We start from the raw sequence: 19,760 nt of genomic DNA on the forward strand, positions 1-19,760 counted from the left end.
CGGCGGCACCACCGTGGGAGCCGGCACCCTGCAGGGCAACACCACCAGCTTGCAGGGCAACATCACCAACAACGCCGTCGTCACATTCGATCAGGGCACGACGGGCACCTACGCCGGGGTCATGAGCGGCAACGGTGCCTTCAACAAAATAGGCAACGGCAACCTGATCCTGACCGGCAACAGCAATACCTATACCGGCGCCACCAACGTCAACGGCGGCACGCTGTCCATGAACGGGTCAATGACTGGTTTCAATATCACTGTCAACAACGGCGGCACCCTGGGCGGCAACGGCGCGGTGGGCAACACCCTCATCGCTGCAGGCGGCGTGCTGGCGCCGGGCAATTCGATAGGGACACTGAACGTTGCAGGCAGCCTCACCCTGGCCCCCGGCTCGACTTACCGCGTGGAAGTCGATGCCGCAGGCAACAATGACCGCACCAATGTCACAGGCTCGGCCACCCTCACCGGCAGCACGGTGGATATACAGGCCAGCGCCGGCAGCTATGCGGCCAATACGAGCTACACCATCCTCAATGCCACCGGTGGCCTCGTAGGCAGCTTTGCCGGGGTCACGTCGAATCTGGCCTTCCTGACCCCCACGCTGGGTTATGGCGCCAATGCCGTCTCGCTCATGCTGGCACGCAATGACATCAGTTTCAGCGCTGTTGCCATCACACCGAACCAGATCGCCACATCCACCGCCCTGCAAAACGCCAATGCCGGCGCTACAGGTGACATGGGTACGGTGCAAACCACATTGACCGGCCTCTCGGCCGATCAGGCGCGTGCGGCCTATGACTCGGTCAGCGGTGCAGGCCTGGTGGCCCTGCGCAATGCGGGTGTCGGCTTTGCAGCGGGCTTTGGCAACCAGTTGCAGGCACGGCTGGGCGCGGTGAGCAGCGGAAGTACGCAAGTCGGTTCATTTGCGGGCGGCCCCATTCTTCTGGCAGCCAATGACCATGTGTCGGATTTGCTGGCTTCGCCCAAGTCTGACACACCGCAAAAGTTCTCGCTGGCCGGTGATGTTTCCTCAAGCCTGCCGTCTAAGAACGATGCAGGCAGGGGTTTCTGGCTGCGCGGCTCTGGCGGCTACCAGAACACCAGCAGTGATGGTAATGCCGCTGCCAGCAAACTGCGCAATGGCAGCCTGGGCGCCGGCTTTGATACCGAGCTGCGTGAAGGTCTGGTCGTCGGGGCCGCCATCAGCAACGGCACCTCCCGCCTGAGCTTTGACAACAATAATTCAGGCAAGTCTCGCGGCAGCGCCGTGGCGCTGTATGGCAGTTATGTTTCCGGGCCGTGGGCCTTCAAGGGTTCGGCCAGCCTGGCCTGGAACAACAACCACATGGACCGCGCTGTGACGGTAGGTGCCTTGAACCGGGTTGCCAGTTCTGACTTTGACAGCAACACACTCTCGGCTTATGGCGAAGCGACTTACAGCCTGCCCATGAATGGCTGGACCTTGCAGCCGCTGGCTGCGCTGTCCCTGAGTCGTGACAAGGTCAACGGGTTTACTGAAACGGGGGCAGGGGCACTCAACCTGCAGGTGGCGGGGCAAACCATTAACTCGACCAAATCGCTGCTGGGTGCCAAGGCCAGCTTTGACACCGGCAGCGTCCGCCTTGAACCACGCATCATCTGGGCGCATGAGTTTGGTGACCTGAACACGCCCATGACGGCGCAGTTCCAGGGGGCGGCGAATGCTTCGCCGTTCCAGGTATCCGGTGTGGCGCTGAAACGCGACACCTTGATTCTGGGCCTGGGTGCTTCGGGCAATATCCGGAAGAACTTCGATCTGTTTGCGGATGTACAGGCCGAGCACAACAGCATACAGAGCAATCTGGCGCTGCTGCTAGGCCTGCGCGTGCGCTGGTAGGTCCAAAATACCCCTCCGAGCCCGATTTTTAAGCAAAATCAGGCTCTGGTCGGCGCACAGTGCGCGCCACCAGCTATCTTATTAATAGCAAATTGCCGCATCGACATGAGCTCCCCGCCTGCGGCAACACAGGCAAGCAGTGATAATCAGAGCCATGAGTTCTCTGCCCGCGGAAGACCATCCGCAACCCAAATCCCTGACCGACCTGTTTGTTTCGTTCACCTTGCTGGCCCTGCAGGGTTTCGGCGGCGTGCTGGCCATCGTGCAGCGCGAGCTGGTCGAAAAAAAACGCTGGATGACACGTGAGGAATTCATTGAGGACTGGGCCGTGGCGCAAATCATGCCCGGGCCCAACGTCATCAACCTGTCGCTGATGATTGGCAGCCGCTACTTCGGACTGAAAGGTGCAATGGTGGCGCTTGCCGGCATGCTGACCGTGCCCCTGGTGCTGGTGTTGCTGCTGGGCGTTTTTTATGCCCACTTTGCCAGCCACCCCGGCGCTGCAGGCGCCCTGCGCGGCATGGGTGCCGTCGCGGCCGGACTCATCGCGGCCACCGGACTGAAACTCTTTGGCGCCCTGAAAAGCAATGTGCTGGGAATTCGTACCTGCGTGGCCTTCGGCGCGGCGTGTTTTGTGGCCGTTGCACTGTTGCGCTGGCCGCTGGCCTATGTGCTGCTGGGCCTGGGTGGCCTGGCCTGCCTGCTGGCCTACAGGGGGCTCAGGCCCGCCGCGCCATGACAGAACCGATACATCTTGTCATGGCCGTGCAGGACTGGTTTGCCCTGTTTGCTCATTACCTGTCGCTGTCCTTGCTGTCCGTGGGCGGCGCCATCACGACGGCGCCCGACATGCACCGCTTCCTGGTTGACCAGCAGCACTGGCTGACCGATGCGCAGTTCAACGCCTCCGTCGCCATTGCGCAGGCCGCACCCGGCCCGAACGTGCTGTTTATCGCCCTGCTCGGCTGGAACATCGGGCTCAATGCGGGCGGCATGCTGACCGGGATGCTGGGCGTTTTCACCACCATGATGGGCATCATGATTCCCAGCACCACGCTGACCTACGTGACGGCCCAATGGGGCCACCGCAACCGCGAGCTGCGGGCAGTGCGTGCCTTCAAGCAGGGCATGGCCCCCATCGTAGTGGCCCTGCTGATCGCCACCAGCTGGATCCTGGCCACGTCCAACAGCCATGGCGACGGCAGCTGGCTGCAAAACTGGCCCACATGGCTGCTCACAGCCGCCACGGCCATCATCGTCTGGCGCAGCAAGATTCACCTGCTGTGGCTGCTGGGCGCGGGCGCCCTGCTGGGCTGGTTTGGCCTGATTTAAGTGGCAGAACTTTAGCGAAAACCCTTCAGGGAGGCGGGCTTGTGACTGCTGGTGGCGCGCGCAATTGCTGCAGCTTATTGGCCAGCGAAGCAGCCGACAACTCACCCAGGTGGCTATCGACCAGCCGACCGCTGGCGTCATAAAACAAGGTGGTCGGCAAGGAGCGGGAGCCGACAGCCAGCGCGAGCGCGGTGGCGGGGTCGAACACCACATTAAAAAGATGCAGCTGACTGCTGGAAAGATAGCGCAGGACGGCCGCGCCGTCTTCGCCCTGGTTGGCAAAAACAAAACTCACGCCGCTTTCCTTTTGCTGTGCGGCAGCAAGAACCGGCATTTCACGGCGGCAAGGCGGGCACCAGGTGGCCCACAGATTCACCACCAGGGGCTTGCCGGCGGCCAGCTCAGCGAGCTGGACCTGCTCGCCCGCAACTGTCGTCAACACCACAGTGGGTAGCACTGGCGCTTCCTCGTTCATCACGTTTAACGCGCCCTGCATGCCGCCCCAGGCCAGGGCGCCGGCCGCAAGTCCCAGGACCAGCGGCTTGCGCAGTGCTGCACGGCGCACTCCCTGCCAGAGCGCCACCAGCAAGGCCGCCAACACCCCAGCCCAGAGGGTGAAGCCACCATCACGAATATCAAGAATTGACCAGGGCTCCTGGCGGTAGCTGTCAAACCAGAGAGCAACAAAGACAAGGCGTGCAGCCAGCAGCGCGACGAGCAGCATGTCGGACAGGGTGCTGGCCATGCCGCCCGTTTTCTGCCCGCGTCCGGCCAGGTGGCCAACGCCCAGCGCCACCAGCAACGCAACCATCAGAAAAAGCTGGCTGAGCGGCAGCGGGAAAGGGCCAATATTGACGCTCAGCATGCGTCAGGCGCCGGCATGGCACGCGGCAAACGTGCCTTGAATGCCTTTAGCGTCACTCGTCAACGGCGCTGGCGCAGCGCTTCGTACAGGCAGACGCCGCTGGCGACCGAGACGTTCAGGCTCTCCACTGCACCATGCATGGGGATGCTGACCAGTTCGTCGCAGGTCTTGCGTGTGAGCTGGCGCATACCCTCGCCTTCGGCGCCCAGTACCAGCGCCACCGGGCCTTTGAGGTCCACGTCGTAAATTGTTTTTTCTGCATCATCGCTGGTGCCTATGCACCAGATGTTGCGTTCTTTCAGCTCGTTCAGGGTGCGGGCAAGGTTGGTCACCATGAAATACGGCATGGTTTCGGCCGCGCCGCTGGCGACCTTGGCCACGGTGGCATTGATGCCGGCCGCATGGTCCTTGGGGGCAATCACCGCATGTGCACCCGCGCCGTCGGCCACCCGCAGGCAGGCGCCAAGATTGTGCGGATCAGTCACGCCGTCCAGCACCAGCAGCAAGGGTTGCGCGATACCGGCCTCTTCGAGCTGCTCCAGCAGCTCATCAAGCGACTTGACCTGGGCCATGGCATCCACGCGGGCGACAACGCCCTGGTGGCCATGGCTGCCGCACATCTTGGCCAGCCGCAAACCGTCGGACTCGATCAGCCGCACACCCGCCTCGCGGGCGCGGTCGGTGAACTGGCGCATGCGTGCGTCACGGCGGGAGACGTCGAAAAAGACCTCTAGAACCGACTTTGGGGCGGTCTTGATACGGACACCGACGGCATGAAAGCCAAAAAGCACTTTGGGAGAAGAAGACATGGCAGGATTATCACTGCATCAGGCGCAACAGACCGCAGGCAGCGGCCAGACGATGAGCGGCGGCCGCTGCAGCCTAAAATAGTAAAAAAAGGTTACGGCATGAGAACCGTGAGGATTAAGGGGATTTCATGGGCTTGAGGCTTAAATTCAATCTGGTGCTGGTGGTCGTGTTCCTGGCCGGCTTTGCCGCGGCGGGCTACATCACCCGCCAGCTGCTGCAGGACAACGCCAGGGAAGAAGTCCTGCGCAACGCGCGCCTGATGATGGACACGGCACTTTCAGTGCGCAGCTATACCGTCGAGCAGATCAAGCCGCACCTGGACAAGCAGCTTGAAGAGGTCTTTCTGCCTCAAAGCGTGCCGGCCTACGCCGCTACAGAAACCCTGAACCAGCTGCAGAAAAAATACCGCGATTACGGCTACAAGGAAGCCACACTCAACCCGACCAACCCGCGTAACCGGGCGACCGACTGGGAAGCAGACCTGGTGCAGCAGTTCCGCCAGAACGCCGAAACAATGGAACTGGTGTCGGAGCGCAACGGCGGCACCGGTCGCCAGCTCTACATCGCCAAGCCCATCCAGATCAGCAACGCCGCCTGCCTGCAATGCCACAGCGTGCCGGGCAATGCACCGGCCAGCATGATCAAGGTCTACGGTGATAACAATGGCTTTGGCTGGAAGCACAACGAAATCATAGGCGCGCAGGTCGTCACCGTGCCCATGGACATTCCCATCCACAATGCCGACCGCGCCTTCCGGACCTTCATGCTCTCGCTGGCCGGTGTATTTGCCGTGGTCTTTGTGGTGCTCAACGTGATGCTGAGCTGGCTGATCGTGCGGCCCATCCGCAGGATGTCGCAGTCGGCCGACAAGGTCAGCACCGGGGACTTTGACGTGCCCGAGTTTACAGACGGCGGCCGCGACGAGGTCGCCGTGCTGGGCAGCTCTTTCAACCGCATGCGCCGCAGCCTCGAAAAGGCCATGCAAATGATAGGCGACTGAGCACGGCATGGCTGAGCAGACCTACCCAGTCATGGACAACGCGCCCAGGCCGGCCGTGTCAGCACCCGCGGACTCGGCGGCCCTGCCCGACGGGCACAAGGTGCTGGAATACAGCATCGAGAAGCTGCTTGGCGGCGGCGGCTTTGGCCTGACCTACCTGGCGCGCGACATCAACCTGGAGCTGCCTGTCGCGCTCAAGGAGTATTTCCCCGGCGACCTGGCCACACGCTCGGCCGATCATTCGGTGCAGGTGCGTTATGCCGAAGCCGGCGCGCAATTTGCCTCGGGCCTGGAGCGATTTCTCGACGAGGCGCGCGCGCTGGCCTCGTTTCGCCATCCCAACATCACGCGGGTGCTGCGTTACTTCCGGGAAAACGGCACGGCCTATATCGTCATGGAGTACGAAACCGGCGACCCGCTGAAGCACTGGCTGGCCCGGCAGGAAGGGCTCAGCCGGACAGCGTTGCTGCAGCTTGTATACCCGCTGCTGGATGGCCTGGAAGCGGTGCACGGCAGGGGTTTTCTGCACCGCGACATCAAGCCCGACAACATCTACATACGTGCGGACGGCTCGCCGGTGCTGCTTGATTTTGGCTCGGCCCGCCGGGTCTCGGCAGAGCAGGACATGACCAGCATCGTCAGCCCGGGTTTTGCGCCTTTTGAGCAGTACCACAGGCAGGGCAAACAGGGGCCCTGGACCGACATCTACTCGCTGGGCGCCGTCATGTACTGGATGACAACGGGACATAAACCGCTGGAGTCCGCATCCCGCATCAAGCAGGACAACATGCCAAAAGCGGTCGATGCCGGCCACCCGGCTTTCGGCGAAACGCTGCTCAGCGCCATTGACTGGGCCATGCAGCCCGATGAAGCCCGGCGGCCGCAGGATGTAGCCGGGTTTCGTGCGGCGCTTACCGGTCCGGCAAACCGGACTTCGCCCCCGGGGGGGGAGGCAAAGGTCGCTGCAGCCTTTGCCGCCGACACGCCCGCTTTTGCGCACAGGCCGTCCGACGAGCAGCCCAAAAACATGTTGGGCACCATCATGTTCCTGGACCTGGTGGCTTATTCGGCTTATCCGGAGAAACAGCAGGCTGCCGCAAAAACACACTTCAACGAGCTGCTGGCCAAGGCGCTCAAAGGCCTGCCGGAGTCGTCCCGCATCGTGATCGACTCCGGCGAAGGCGCGGCAGTCTGCTTTCTGGCTGACCCCGAGGAAGCCCTGCAATCAGCGCTGCTGCTGCGTAGTTTGCTGCTGCAGAAGTACAGACGGGCGCTGGCGATACGCACAGGCCTGCACCTGGGGCCTATCCGCATGGTGTTTGACAGCAACAACCGCGTCGGCGTGGTCGGCGACGGCATCAATGTGGCGCAACGCATCATGGATTTCGCGAAGGCCAACCAGATCGTGGCGTCGCGCGCCTATTACGACGTGGTTTCGCGCATCACGGACCTGGCCGACAGCCAGTTCAAACCGCTGGGCACGCACCTGGACAAACACATGCGCTCGCACGATATCTACGCCGTGCTGGACCCGCAAACCGCTCCGCCCAGGCCGCCTGCAAGCAGCGTCGACGCTTTTGAAAACACCGCATCGTATGCGGCGCTGGCCTCGCTCACACCAGAGCTGGCCGCCGACATGGAAGCCGAGCTCGCCAGGCTGATCGGCCCGCTGGCCAGGGTGCTGCTCAAAAAGGCCATGCCGCGCGCCGTCAGTGCCCAGGGCCTGCGGGAGCTGCTTTCGGTGTCCATCCCCGACCCACGTGCGCGCACGCTGTTTGTCACCCCAAAGAGCCACAAGACCCAGCCGCCGTTCGATACGGCCAGCCGACCCGGCGCCGGCACCTCATTGAGCCGCCTGCATGCCAATGCCGAGACATCGGCCGGCGGGCAGTCGGGGCCTATGTCCCTGCCGCTGTCGTCGCCCTATTTCAGCACTGCACAACTGCTGCAGCTGGAACGGGCACTGAGCCAGTTCATAGGGCCGCTGGCAAAAATGATCGTCAAAAAGGAAGCTGCAAAACACGTCTCGCTGCAGGCGCTGCAGCAGGCCCTGGCCGGCCATGTGGACCGCCCTGCAGACCGCACAAAGCTACTGGCCGCAATGCAGAATATCCAGTAACCGCTATCTTATTGATAGCTGGTTGCGCTTGCCCCACGCCGGGGGTGGCTATTTTTAACGATCAATCCGGAACAAGCTGGCCGGCTTCAATGGTGATGCGCCTTTCGCAGCGCGAGGCAATGGCACGGTCATGCGTGACCAGGACCAGCGTGGTGCCCAGCTCCTGGTTGAGATCGAACATCAGGGCCATGATTTTTTCGCCGGTGGCAAAGTCCAGGCTGCCAGTGGGCTCGTCGGCCAGCAGCACGGCGGGCTGCACCACAAAAGCCCGGGCCAGCGCCACACGCTGCTGCTCGCCGCCCGACAGCACCTTGGGGTAGTGGCCCAGCCGCTCGCCCAGCCCGACACGTTTGAGCATCTCGCTCGCCTGTGAACGCGCATTGGCCGCGCCCGACAGCTCCAGCGGCAGCATGACGTTTTCAAGGGCCGATAAATTGCCCATCAACTGGAAGCTCTGGAAGACAAAACCGATTTTTTGCGCGCGCAGCGCGGCGCGGTCGTCTTCGCTGATGGCAAAGATGTCCTGGCCGGCCAGGTAGACCGTGCCCTGCGTCGGCGTGTCCAGCCCGGCAATGATGGACAGCAAGGTGCTTTTGCCCGAGCCCGAAGCACCGACAATGGCAGCAGTCTCCCTTGGCGCCAGCGCAAAATCAATATCGCGCAAAATGCTCAATGTGCCGGTCGAGTCGGTGACCGACTTGAAAACGCGCTCAACGGAAATAATTGAAGACCTGCCGCCCACCGAACCATTCACATCACTCGAACTCTTTAAAGAAACCGCAGGTTCAGACATGTCAGCCTTATCAGGAAACTGGAAAATCAGTCCCCGCGACTTTACCAAGCCTGCGGCCACGCTGCGGGCACGGGTGCCAAGACCCCTGGCGATGCTGCTGGCTGCGGGCCTGCTGCTGCTTCCCGCACTGGGCCGGGCACAAGCACCCTCGCCTGCCAAAACAGCTACGGCAGCAACTGCATCCGCGGACACCGTACTGGTGGTCGGCGACTCACTGAGTGCCGAATACGGCCTGAAACGCGGCACCGGCTGGGTGCCCCTGCTTGAAAAGCAGATCGTCCAGGAAAAAAAATCTGCCAGGGTCGTCAACGCCAGCATCAGCGGCGACACCACATCGGGCGGCCGTTCCCGCCTGGCCGCCCTGCTCGCGCAACACAAACCCGGCGTGGTCGTGATCGAGCTGGGCGGCAACGATGCCCTGCGCGGCCTGCCGCTGGACATGACGGAAAACAACCTCACCGCCATGACACAGGCCGCCAAACAAGCCGGCGCCAAGGTGTTGCTGGTCGGCATGCAGGTGCCGCCCAACTACGGCGGCGCCTACGCAGCGACCTTCTCCGGCCTGTTTGGCAAGGTGGCCAAGGCGGAAAAAGTGGCACTGGTGCCGTTTTTTCTCAAAGGCATTGCCGATGTGGACGATTCGGCTGCCCACTTCCAGGCCGACCGCATACACCCCAACGAGCAATCGCAACCCAAAATGCTGGCCAATGTATGGCCTGAACTGAAGAAACTTATCAAGTGAGCCTTGCACATATTTCAGCCGCCGAGGCCCTGACCAGGCTGGGTGATTTCTCCAATGTGATCGACGCGCGCAGCGAAGGCGAATACGCCGAGGACCACCTGCCCGGCGCCCTCAACTGGCCCAGCCTGAACGACGAGGAGCGCAAGATCGTCGGCACGCACTACAAGCAGATCAGCGCGTTTGAAGCACGCAAGCTCGGGGCCTCCATGGTCGCCAAAAACATCGCGGAGCACATCCGCCGTGAGGTGCTGGACAAACCCCGGGAATGGCAGCCGCTGGTGTACTGCTGGCGCGGCGGCAAGCGCAGCGGTTCGCTGGCGCTGATTCTTGACCAGATCGGTTTCAACGTAACCGTCATCGAGGGTGGCTACAAGGCCTTCAGGGCCGCCCTGGTGGCCGACCTGCCGCAACTGGCAGCCCGCTACAGCTACCGCGTCATTTGCGGCACCACGGGCTCCGGCAAGACCCGCCTGCTGCAGGCGCTGCATGCCCAGGGTGCACAAGTGCTGGACCTCGAAGCCCTGGCAAGGCACCGCAGCTCGGTGCTGGGCATGATTCCCGGCCAGGCCCAGCCTACCCAGAAGGCTTTTGACCGCCTGATCTGGGCCACCCTGCGCGGCTTTGATCCGGCGCGGCCGGTCTACATCGAGAGCGAAAGCAAAAAAGTCGGCAACGTGGCGATTCCCGAAGGACTGGTCACCGCCATGCGCAGCGCGCCCTGCCTGCAGCTGGACCTGCCGGAAGACGAGCGCGTCGCGCTGCTGCTGGAGGACTACGATTTTTTTGTCCGCGATATCGAGTTCTTCTGCGAGCGCCTGGAAGCCCTGGTCCAGGCCCGCGGCAAGGAAACCGTCAAGGACTGGCAGGCGCGCTCACGCAGCGGCGACGTGGCCAGCGTGGTGCGGGAACTGCTCGTCAAACATTACGACCCGGTTTACCTGCAGTCCATCAAACGCAACTTTGACCTGTACCCGCAAGCCACCGTGCTGCAGCCGCAAAACCGCAGCATGGAGGCCATGCAGGCGCTGGCGCAAAGCCTGCCTTCCAGCTGATACCGGCCGGGTAGCACCCAAAAACAAAAAGCCCCTGAAAACAGCGTCTGCTGTCTTCAGGGGCTTTTTCTGTTTTTGAACCGCTATTAAAACTATAGCTGGTTGCGCTTGTGGAACGGGGGCCTAAGCCCTATTTGACGATAAAAATGGCCTCAAGAGAGGAAAATCAGGCCGCAGGATCGGCGGGGGGCGTTGCGGGCTGGCCGTCTGGTGAGTCAACACCGCTGCCGTCCTCATTCGCATCGTCGGGCTCGTCCGGTTTGCCTTCAGCCTTGCGCTTGAGTTTTTCTTCTTTTTTGCGCTTTTTTGCGAGCTCTTTCTGGCGTTTTTCGTAGGAATAATTGGGAGTGGCCACTAGAGTGCTTTCATGAATATTTAACCCTTACTGTACTGCATCGCTGCCAGCGCCTGCGCAAGGTCTGCCTGTAAATCCGGTACGGCCTCCAGACCCACAGAAAACCGCACCAGGCCGCCCTTGTGCGGCCATGTTGTGGTGGTACGCAAGGCAGGTATGTCATAGGGCGCGCACAGGCTCATGGGGCCGGCCCAGCTGTAACCCAGTTTAAACAGCTTGAGGCTGTCACAGAAGTGGTCGACCTGCTCCTGGCTGAATTCCGGCCGGAAAACAATGCTCATCAGGCAGGCCGCCGCGCTGCAATCGCGTTTCCACGCCTCGTGTCCGGGTGAACCGGCCAACGCCGGGTGCAACACGGCCGCGACCTGCGGCTGGCGCTGCAGCCAGCTTGCCAGAACGCGCGTGGCGGCGTCCTGCGCGGCGTAACGCAGCGCCATGGAGTTAAGCCCGCGCAAGACCAGTTCTGCATCGTTGCCGGCCACGCCAAAGCCCACGCGCATATGGCAAAAGTGCATCAAATGATGCAGCGACTCGTTGTTGGTCACCACCGAGCCCATCAGCACATCGGCGCCGCCGCTGGGGTATTTGGTCAGGGCCTGGACAGAGATGTCTACGCCCAGGTCAAAGGCATTAAACGCCACACCCGCGCCCCAGGTGTTGTCCAGCGCCGTGACAATGCCCTGGGCATGTGCCTGCGGGTGCGACTTGACCGCCGCCACCAGCTTGGGCAGGTCGGGGAATTCCAGCGTAATGGAGCCCGGCGCCTCCAGCCAGACCAGCCGGGTTTTGGGGCCCAGCCTGGCCGCCAGGTCGGCCGGGTCCATGGGGTTGTACATGCGGTGGGTAATGCCCCAGGCCGCCAGTTCGCCCTGTGCAAAGGCCTTGTTGGGGCCGTAGGCGTTGTCGGGAATCAGCACCTCATCGCCGGCGCGGAGCAGAGCCATGCCGACCAGGACCACAGCCGCCAGGCCGCTGGGCACCAGGGTGCAGAACTTGCCGCCTTCGAGTGAGGCAATGCGCTCTTCCAGCGTGAACGTGGTGGGCGTGCCGTGCAGCCCGTAGGTGTACCCGGTCTTGTGTTTCCAGTCCCTGGCGCGCAAGGCGGCCACGCTTGGGAAAATCACCGTCGAGGCTTTGTGAACCGCCGGCGGAATGGCTTCAAAGCCGGCCGGCGGCTTGTAGGGATGGTGAATCAGGTCAGTGGAAAGGTGCTTGGATGAATCGCTCATGCCCGCATGTTAACGGCAAGCCCTGCGCACTGAAGGGCTGCTGCATAAAAGCAGGGGCCGCGGAACCGGCTTTGCCGGGCCGCAGGCGCAGCTGCCCCCTCGGGGGGGGGGCAGCGCATTACACGCAGTGAAAAGCGCGGGGGCCTATATCTTCCATTTGGCCATGAGCTGCGCTGGCGACAGCGAGTCATAGCCCTCAAAGGGCTGGTGAATCCATGGATTGGTCGGCAACAATTCAACCGAGTAATCCGCCTGGAAAGTCGAAACGCCCTTTGTCCAGATCACGGCGCTGCGCAGCTCGGTGATCGGTTTGTAGTTGTTGCGCAGCTGGTGGATCACCGCATTGAGCGTGTGGCCCGAATCGGCCAGGTCGTCGACCAGCAGCACCTTGCCGGCGATTTCGCCCTTGGGCGTGGTGATGAAACGGGCAATATCGAGGTTGCCCTGCGTCATGCCGGCATCCGCGCGGTAGGAACTGGTCGACATGATGGCCAGCGGCTTGTCGAAAATGCGCGAGAGGATGTCGCCCGGGCGCATGCCGCCGCGCGCCAGGCACAGGATGGTGTCGAACTGCCAGTCTGACTGGTGGATCTTGATCGCCAGTTTTTCAATCAGGTTGTGGTATTCGTCGTAGCTGACGTAAAGATGTTTGCCGTCTTCGGTCAACATAGGTATGCTCCTGAATTAATAGCTGCTCGCGCTTTTTGCATGGGGGCTAGAGGGCAATTTGACACGTAAACCAGCCTTATTCAGCCAGATACGGGTGCTGCAGCATGATGGTGTGGTCGCGGTCCGGGCTGGTCGAGACCATGGCAATCGGCACGCCGGTCACCTGCTCGATGCGCTGCAGGTACAGGCGCGCACTGACGGGCAGCTTGGCGTAGTCGGTCACGCCCACCGTGCTGTCGCTCCAGCCATCCAGCGTTTCGTAAATCGGCTTGCAGCGCGCGATTTCATCGGCACCCATGGGCAGGATGTCGGTGACTTCGCCGTCCAGCTCGTAACCGGTGCACAGCAGCAGTTTGTCCAGGCCGTCCAGCACGTCGAGTTTGGTGATGCACAGGCCGGTGAGCCCGTTGACCTGGGCGGAACGCTTGAGCAGCGCCGCGTCAAACCAGCCACAGCGGCGGCTGCGCCCGGTGGTCACGCCTTTTTCGGCGCCCACGGTGCTCATGTGGTAACCGGGCGTACCGGGGGTTTCCCAGTCGAGTTCGGTCGGGAAAGGACCGCCGCCTACGCGTGTGCAATAGGCCTTGGTGATGCCGAGGATGTAGTGCAGCATGCCCGGACCCACGCCCGAACCCGCTGCCGCATTGCCGGCCACGCAGTTGCTGGAGGTCACATAGGGATAGGTGCCATGGTCCACGTCCAGCAAGGTGCCCTGTGCGCCCTCAAACAGCAGGTTGGCACCGGCCTTGTGGGCGTCGTTGAGTTCGCGTGAAACGTCGGCCATCATGGGCTTGAGCAGCTCGGCATGGCGCATGGCCTCGTTGTAGACCGTATCAAAGTCAATCGCCGGTGCATTGAGGTAGCCAGTCAGCACAAAGTTGTGCAGGTCCAGCAGTTCGCGCAGTTTGGCGGCAAAACGCTCCGGGTACTTCAGGTCCTGCACGCGCAGGGCACGACGGGCGATCTTGTCTTCGTAAGCCGGGCCTATGCCGCGACCCGTGGTGCCGATCTTGGTGGTGCCGCCTTTTTCGCGGAAGGTTTCGCGGGCAATATCGAGTGCCGCATGAAACGGCAAAATCAGCGGGCAGGCCTCGCTGATGCGCAGGCGCGAGCGGACTTCCACGCCGGCTTTTTCAAGGCCTTCGATTTCCTCAAACAGCTTGCCGGCCGACAGCACCACGCCATTGCCGATGTAGCACTTGACGCCGGGACGCATGATGCCGCTGGGGATCAGGTGCAGTGCCGTCTTGACGCCGTTGATGACCAGCGTGTGGCCGGCATTGTGGCCGCCCTGGAAGCGCACCACGCCCTGGGACAGCTCGGTCAGCCAGTCGACCAGCTTGCCCTTGCCTTCATCGCCCCATTGGGTACCCACGACCACGACGTTGCGGCCCGCGGTAGCGGTTTGTTTGTTTGTCATCTTCAGTTCTCGTTAAGGGTTCGTGGGATAAAAGCCGGAAGCGGGGTGCCCCGTCATGCGGCCTTCTTCAGGGGCTGGACCACCCATTGACCGGCCACATGGGCCAGTTCGCGGTCGCAATCAAACTCATTGACCTCGTGCTCGTGGCCCGGCAGCACACAGGCGACGGTCTCGCCGCTGGCGCGCAGGCGGGCGATGGCGGCGCTCAGGCCTTCAGCCTCGCCCCAGGAGGCGCGAATGGCGGCCTTGAGCGGACGGGGCGGCAAAACGCTGACCAATTCCTTCAGGTCCAGGCTGAAACCGGCTGCCGGCCGGTTGCGACCAAACACCGCGCCGACCTCGTCGTAACGGCCGCCGCGCGCCAGTTCTGCGCCCTGCCCGTAAATGGCAAAACGCGTGCCGCTGTAATAGGCATAACCGCGCAGGTCGGCCAGGTCAAAGCTGACCTTGACATCTCCGCCGGCGGCCGTCCGGGACGCCAGCCACTTCAAATTTTGTAGCGCCTCGCGCACGCCCGGCAAGGGCGGCAGCACTTTTTCAGCCTCAGCGAGCACCCCTGCATCACCGTAAAGCTGGAGCAGCGCCTTGAGTCCGGCGCGCGCCGCGGCGGAAATGCCGCTTTTGGGCTCGGCTATCAGGCTGTCCAGTTCGCTCGCGTCCTTGGCCGCCAGTGCGGCATGGATGCGCGCAAGAAACGCGGCATCCAGCGTCGCACCAGCCAGCAGGCTGTTGACGATGCGCACATCCGCCATGTCCACGGCCAGCCCGGTCACGCCGGACGCCCTCAGGCCCTCCAGCGCCAGCATCTGGGCTTCCAGGTCGGCTTCCAGCCCAGCATGGCCGTAAATCTCGGCGCCGAACTGCAGGGGCTCGCGCGTTGCATGCGGACGGTCGGCACGGGTGTGCAGCACCGGGCCGCAATAACAAAGGCGGGCGACCCCGCTGCGATTGAGCAAATGCGCGTCTATGCGGGCAACCTGCGGCGTGGTGTCGGCGCGCAGGCCCAGCGTGCGGCCGGAAAGCTGGTCTACCAGCTTGAATGTTTGCAGGCCAAGTGCCTCACCGGTGCCGGTGAGTAGCGACTCCAGGTGCTCCATCAGCGGCGGCATGACAAGCTCGTAGCCATAGCTGCGGGCCGTGTCCAGCAACAGGCGGCGAAGCTCTTCGATATGACGCGCCTCGGAGGGCAGGACATCGGCAATTTGATCCGGCAATTGCCATGATGACGACCAGGCGGGCATGTATTTAAGGTGATCTGTTAAAAACAGGATTTTACCGGGCTTGGGCGCGGTTTTCGAGCCGCGGCCGGCCGGATGCGGCTGGCGGCCCAAAATAGGGTCGCCAGTTGCCTGTCCTGAGGGCCCTTTCGCAGCCCTTTTGGGGTTTGATTAAATGCGTTTGCCGGCGAGACGGATGTCACGGCACCAGGTACAGCAGGGCAATCGCCGCCAGTCCCAACACAATGCTGCAGAGCCCGAAGAAACGGATCTGGCCGTCATTCATCCTGAGTATCTGCTCGAACATCCGGCGCCAGCCCGTGGGCGACAGAAAAGGCAACAAGCCTTCCAGCACCAGCATGAAAGCCAGTGCCAGCCAGAGGCTGTTGCCGTCCACGCCTGAAACTTACTTTTTGGCAGGCGCAGAGCCCGCACCCGAGCCGCGCATGGCCTTGAAAAAGTCGGACGAAGGGTCGAGAACCATCACGTCGCCCTTTTTATTGAAACTGGCCTTGTAAGCGTCCAGGCTGCGGTAAAACTGGGCAAACTGCGGATCCCGGCCAAACGAGTCAGCGTAGACACGGGCAGCTTCGGCATCGCCCTCACCCTTGATCTTTTGTGCATCGCGGTAGGCATTGGCAATCGTGACTTCACGCTGCCGGTCTGCATCGGCACGGATTTTTTCGCCTTCGGCCGCACCGGTGGAGCGCAACTCATTGGCCACGCGCTGGCGCTCGGCCACCATGCGTTTATAGACCGAATCGGTGATGGCCTCCACATAATCGACACGCGTGATGCGCACGTCGACCACATCCACGCCCCAGGGCTTGGCGCCCTGCACGGCCTGCAGCACTTCACGTTTGACGTCGGCCATCAGCGCTTCGCGCTTTGAAGACAGCAGGTCCTTGACGGTGCGTTTGTTGATTTCTTCCTGGAAAGCATTGCGCACCACTCGGTTCAGCTGGTTGGCGCCGGCTTTTTCATCCAGCCCGACGTTGCGGATGTAGTCGGTAGGCTGCGTGATGCGCCAGCGAACATACCAGTCGATCACCACACGCTGCTTTTCGGCCGTCAGCATCGGTTCGGCATCAACGCTGTCCAGCGTCAGCAGGCGTTTGTCGATATAGGACACGTTCTGGAAAGGCGGCGGCAGCTTGAAATGCAGGCCGGGCTCGGTCACCACGTCCTTGATCTGGCCAAGGGCATAAACAACACCAAACTGGCGCTGATCCACAACAAACAGCATGGAACTGACAAGCGCCAGGACCACCAGCAGCGACGACGCGATAAATCCAACTCTATTCACTTTTGTCTTCCTTAGCGTGTATCGCGGTCACGTGTGCGGGAAGCATCACGAGCACGGGGATCGGTGATCGAAGAAGGTGCAGGCACCACCTGCGTTGCAGGCGCACTGCCAGTGCCCAGCGCGGCATCTGCCGGCGCAACTGCGGCGCCCGGCCCCGTCATCTGCATGATCTTGTCAAGCGGCAGGTACAGCAGGTTGGAACCCTGGCGCGACTCGACCAGGACCTTGGTCACATTGCTGTACACCTGCTGCATGGTGTCGATATACATGCGGTCGCGCGTGACCTGCGGCGCCTTCTGGTACTCGGTGAGCACCGAACGGAAACGCTGCGCATCACCCTCGGCCTGGGCCACGATACGCGCCTTGTAGGCGTCGGACTCTTCCTTGAGCCGCGAAGCAGAACCCACCGCTCGCGGGATCACGTCGTTGGCGTAGGCCTGCGCTTCGTTCTTGGCGCGCTCGCGCTCCTGGCCGGCCTTGAGCACATCGTCAAATGCCGCCTGGACCTGCTCAGGAGGGCGCACACCGCTTTGCTGGAGGTTGATGCCGACAATTTCAACGCCCACCTTGTAGCGGTCAAGAATGGTCTGCATCAATGCCCGCACGCGGGGGGCAATCTGGTCGCGTTCTTCGGCCAGCGCCGAATCCATCTTCATCTTGCCGACCACTTCGCGCACGGCCGTTTCCGCAGCCTGCACCACCGCATTGGCGGGGTCCTTGCTCTCAAACAGGTAGGCACGCGCATCGTTCAGGCGGTACTGCACGGCAAACTTGATTTCAACGATGTTTTCGTCTTCAGTCAGCATGGCCGACTCACGCAGGCCGGTGGCCTTGATGACGGTATCACGGCCCACATCCACGGAGCGGATTTGCGTCACAACAACCATCTCATGGCGCTGGATCGGGTACGGCAGACGCCAGTTGAAACCGGCACCCACTGTCGAGTTGTACTTGCCGAACTGCGTGATGACGGCCTGCTGGCCCTCTTGCACAATAAAAAAGCCTGTGCCGAGCCAGATCAGCACGGCAACGCCGGCAATCAGGCCAACACCTATGCCGGCGCTTTTCATGTCCGGCTGGAAATTGCCGCCATTGCCACCACCGCTGCCATTACCGCCACCGGTACGGCCGCGCATTCCCGCATTCTTGTTGCCGCCAAACAGGCCGCCGAGCTTGCGGTTGAAGTCGCGCCAGAGCTCATCAAGGTCGGGCGGACCCTGGTTGGGACCCTGCCCCTGCGGGCGCCTGTCGGGCTGCGGAGGCTGATTGCCACCTTCTGGGCCGGATGCCGGCCTGGACTCGTCGGGTGTCGACTTGTCATCATCACGCCCCCATCGGGGATCGTTCAGATTAAACATGCCCTGGGCGCGTTGTTTCAGCCAACCAGGCAAAGTCACCAGGGTCTGCAGCGCAGGATTCAGATTCATGGGATCAAGCTCGCTTTTTTTATTACTTCGACATTGTGCCTAATTAAGCTGGCGGGTCAGATAACGACCTCAGATGTCCGGGGGGTATCCTCAGCAGGTTCGGTCAGGGTATGTTTGACGAGAAGCTGACGCAACAGGGGCAGGCCATCGCCCGTTTGCGCACTCACAAAAACCCGGTCAACGCGCGTCGCAGAATCAGAGAATGCATCCTTGACTTCAAACATGTCACTCAGTTGCAGCGGCCAACGGGATTTTTCAAGGGCATCGAGTTTGTTGAACACCAGGATTTGCGGCACATCCGCGGCCCCGATCTCGTCGAGCACACGCTGCACCTGTTCGATCTGTTCAAGGTGATTGGGATTGGCACCATCGACCACATGCAGCAGCAGGTCTGCATCGGCGGCCTCCTGCAAGGTGGCGGCAAAAGCGTCCACAAGGCCGTGCGGGAGGTCGCGGATAAAACCGACAGTGTCCGACAGGGACACCGAACGATGGGCGTCGCCCAGGTAGAGCTGCCTGGTTGTCGTGTCCAGCGTGGCAAAGAGCTGGTCGGCCGCATAAGCGCGCGCCTTGACCAGCGCATTGAACAGCGTGGACTTGCCCGCGTTGGTATAGCCGACAAGTGAAATGGTGAAAGAGTTGCGGCGCTCGCGCTGGCGCCGCTGGGTTTGGCGCTGCTTCTTGACCTTGCCCAGGCGCTCCTTGGTGCGCTTGATGGCCTCGCCGATCATGCGTTTGTCCAGCTCGATCTGCTTTTCACCCGGGCCACCGCGCACACCGGCACCGCCGGTCTGGCGCTCCAGGTGGGACCAGCGCCGCACCAGGCGGGTGGACAAATATTGCAGGCGCGCAAGTTCCACCTGAAGCTTGCCCTCGTGGCTGCGCGCACGCTGGGCGAAAATTTCAAGTATCAGCAAGGTCCGGTCGTTGACGGGCAACTCCAGGTGGCGCTCAAGATTACGCTGCTGGGCCGGGCTCAGGGCCTGGTCAAACAGTATTTCCGTTGCGCCGACCTGTTGGGCCAGCATCTTGATTTCGTCGGCCTTGCCGCTGCCGATAAACAATGCCGCGTCAGGCGCCCTGCGTTTGCAGGTGACACGCTCGACGGGTTGAAGGCCTGCTGTTTGGGCCAGCAGGCCGAGCTCTTCAAGGCTGTGGTCGAAATTGGGGAGGCCCAGATCAACCCCGACCAGAATGGCCAGCGGACCAGCGCGCGGGCTGGTACGGCCGGAAAAGTCGTCGGAACTCAGCTGGTGGGGCTTTCTTCGGAATCTGCTGCGGCGAAATTCACAGCGCGCCCCGGGACGATGGTCGAAATGGCGTGTTTGTACACCATCTGGGTCACCGTATTGCGCAGCAGGACGACATATTGATCGAAAGACTCGATCTGGCCCTGCAATTTAATCCCATTGACGAGATAAATCGAAACAGGAACGTGCTCTCTACGCAAGGTATTGAGAAACGGGTCCTGGAGTAACTGACCTTTGTTATTGCTCACGATATTTTCCGTGTTCAAGAGTTAAGAGAACTACACCTTATCACAGC

At 61.9% G+C, this 19,760-nt stretch carries 20 protein-coding genes; 7 read left to right on the forward strand and 13 right to left on the reverse strand.

Translation table 11 applies throughout. From position 1 onward, the window contains the following. The 3 genes from ACFQND_RS16800 to ACFQND_RS16810 all read left to right on the forward strand — a co-directional run. A partial coding sequence (locus tag ACFQND_RS16800) for an autotransporter family protein (RefSeq protein ID WP_377414192.1) occupies nucleotides 1-1,879 on the forward strand: 1,879 nt, incomplete at its 5' end. A 154-nt stretch (nucleotides 1,880-2,033) separates the two neighbouring features. Further along, entirely contained in the window at nucleotides 2,034-2,618 is a 585-nt protein-coding gene (locus ACFQND_RS16805; RefSeq protein WP_371435352.1) for a chromate transporter, read from the forward strand. Then, nucleotides 2,615-3,211 carry a chromate transporter gene (locus ACFQND_RS16810; RefSeq protein WP_371435351.1) on the forward strand — a complete coding sequence of 199 codons (597 nt, stop codon included), beginning with the start codon at nucleotides 2,615-2,617 and terminating at the stop codon, nucleotides 3,209-3,211. Before ACFQND_RS16805 ends, ACFQND_RS16810 begins: the two co-directional genes overlap by 4 nt. Before the next feature lie 25 nt (nucleotides 3,212-3,236). On the opposite strand, the gene ACFQND_RS16815 is transcribed toward ACFQND_RS16810, so the two are convergent. Then, the gene (locus tag ACFQND_RS16815) at nucleotides 3,237-4,076 is read right to left on the reverse strand and encodes a prolipoprotein diacylglyceryl transferase family protein (protein ID WP_371435350.1); all 840 of its coding nucleotides are present in this window, start codon (nucleotides 4,074-4,076) and stop codon (nucleotides 3,237-3,239) included. Between the two features lie 59 nt (nucleotides 4,077-4,135). Next, nucleotides 4,136-4,885, reverse strand: a complete 750-nt coding sequence (gene rlmB / locus ACFQND_RS16820; protein WP_371435349.1) for a 23S rRNA (guanosine(2251)-2'-O)-methyltransferase RlmB — start codon at nucleotides 4,883-4,885, stop codon at nucleotides 4,136-4,138. Nucleotides 4,886-5,013: 128 nt separating this feature from the next. Here rlmB and ACFQND_RS16825 point away from each other — a divergent pair, with 128 nt between their 5' ends. Beyond that, on the forward strand, nucleotides 5,014-5,886 hold the full coding sequence (locus ACFQND_RS16825) for a c-type heme family protein (RefSeq protein ID WP_371435348.1): 873 nt from the start codon (nucleotides 5,014-5,016) through the stop codon (nucleotides 5,884-5,886). Nucleotides 5,887-5,893: 7 nt separating this feature from the next. Further along, nucleotides 5,894-8,005 carry a protein kinase domain-containing protein gene (locus ACFQND_RS16830; protein WP_371435347.1) on the forward strand — a complete coding sequence of 704 codons (2,112 nt, stop codon included), beginning with the start codon at nucleotides 5,894-5,896 and terminating at the stop codon, nucleotides 8,003-8,005. Nucleotides 8,006-8,066: 61 nt separating this feature from the next. Here the strand turns inward: ACFQND_RS16830 and ACFQND_RS16835 are convergent, their stop codons facing one another. Beyond that, nucleotides 8,067-8,798, reverse strand: a complete 732-nt coding sequence (locus ACFQND_RS16835; RefSeq protein ID WP_371435346.1) for an ABC transporter ATP-binding protein — start codon at nucleotides 8,796-8,798, stop codon at nucleotides 8,067-8,069. 91 nt (nucleotides 8,799-8,889) lie between these two features. Here ACFQND_RS16835 and ACFQND_RS16840 point away from each other — a divergent pair, with 91 nt between their 5' ends. After that, a complete protein-coding gene (locus ACFQND_RS16840; RefSeq protein WP_371435391.1) occupies nucleotides 8,890-9,540 on the forward strand; it encodes an arylesterase in 651 nt (216 codons plus the stop codon). Beyond that, nucleotides 9,537-10,592 (forward strand): tRNA 2-selenouridine(34) synthase MnmH, encoded by a 1,056-nt coding sequence (gene mnmH, locus ACFQND_RS16845; RefSeq protein ID WP_371435345.1) that lies wholly within the window; start codon nucleotides 9,537-9,539, stop codon nucleotides 10,590-10,592. The genes ACFQND_RS16840 and mnmH overlap by 4 nt, the downstream gene beginning before the upstream one ends. Before the next feature lie 166 nt (nucleotides 10,593-10,758). Here mnmH and ACFQND_RS16850 read toward each other — a convergent pair whose 3' ends face one another. The 10 genes from ACFQND_RS16850 to hfq all read right to left on the reverse strand — a co-directional run bounded on the left by ACFQND_RS16850 (nucleotide 10,759) and on the right by hfq (nucleotide 19,731). Then, entirely contained in the window at nucleotides 10,759-10,947 is a 189-nt protein-coding gene (locus ACFQND_RS16850; protein ID WP_371435344.1) for a hypothetical protein, read from the reverse strand. A gap of 20 nt (nucleotides 10,948-10,967) precedes the next feature. Then, nucleotides 10,968-12,176, reverse strand: a complete 1,209-nt coding sequence (locus ACFQND_RS16855) for a PLP-dependent transferase (protein WP_371435343.1) — start codon at nucleotides 12,174-12,176, stop codon at nucleotides 10,968-10,970. A gap of 144 nt (nucleotides 12,177-12,320) precedes the next feature. Next, on the reverse strand, nucleotides 12,321-12,845 hold the full coding sequence (locus ACFQND_RS16860; RefSeq protein ID WP_371435342.1) for a phosphoribosyltransferase: 525 nt from the start codon (nucleotides 12,843-12,845) through the stop codon (nucleotides 12,321-12,323). Nucleotides 12,846-12,921: 76 nt separating this feature from the next. Then, nucleotides 12,922-14,265 (reverse strand): adenylosuccinate synthase, encoded by a 1,344-nt coding sequence (locus ACFQND_RS16865; RefSeq protein WP_371435341.1) that lies wholly within the window; start codon nucleotides 14,263-14,265, stop codon nucleotides 12,922-12,924. Nucleotides 14,266-14,318: 53 nt separating this feature from the next. Continuing rightward, nucleotides 14,319-15,506 carry an ATP phosphoribosyltransferase regulatory subunit gene (locus ACFQND_RS16870; RefSeq protein ID WP_371435340.1) on the reverse strand — a complete coding sequence of 396 codons (1,188 nt, stop codon included), beginning with the start codon at nucleotides 15,504-15,506 and terminating at the stop codon, nucleotides 14,319-14,321. Nucleotides 15,507-15,681: 175 nt separating this feature from the next. Further along, nucleotides 15,682-15,879 carry a DUF2065 domain-containing protein gene (locus tag ACFQND_RS16875; RefSeq protein ID WP_371435339.1) on the reverse strand — a complete coding sequence of 66 codons (198 nt, stop codon included), beginning with the start codon at nucleotides 15,877-15,879 and terminating at the stop codon, nucleotides 15,682-15,684. 9 nt (nucleotides 15,880-15,888) lie between these two features. After that, nucleotides 15,889-16,788: a protease modulator HflC gene (hflC, locus tag ACFQND_RS16880; protein WP_371435338.1), complete on the reverse strand. Its 900-nt coding sequence runs from the start codon at nucleotides 16,786-16,788 to the stop codon at nucleotides 15,889-15,891. An 11-nt stretch (nucleotides 16,789-16,799) separates the two neighbouring features. Continuing rightward, on the reverse strand, nucleotides 16,800-18,215 hold the full coding sequence (hflK, locus tag ACFQND_RS16885) for an FtsH protease activity modulator HflK (protein ID WP_371435337.1): 1,416 nt from the start codon (nucleotides 18,213-18,215) through the stop codon (nucleotides 16,800-16,802). Nucleotides 18,216-18,271: 56 nt separating this feature from the next. Further along, nucleotides 18,272-19,465: a GTPase HflX gene (hflX, locus tag ACFQND_RS16890; RefSeq protein WP_371435390.1), complete on the reverse strand. Its 1,194-nt coding sequence runs from the start codon at nucleotides 19,463-19,465 to the stop codon at nucleotides 18,272-18,274. After that, complete coding sequence (gene hfq / locus ACFQND_RS16895; protein ID WP_371435336.1) at nucleotides 19,462-19,731, reverse strand: RNA chaperone Hfq; 270 nt, start codon at nucleotides 19,729-19,731, stop codon at nucleotides 19,462-19,464. Before hfq ends, hflX begins: the two co-directional genes overlap by 4 nt. Nucleotides 19,732-19,760 lie beyond the last annotated feature (29 nt).

The sequence above is a fragment of the Polaromonas aquatica genome, assembly GCF_042659145.1.
GTDB classification, from domain to species: domain Bacteria; phylum Pseudomonadota; class Gammaproteobacteria; order Burkholderiales; family Burkholderiaceae_C; genus Polaromonas; species Polaromonas aquatica.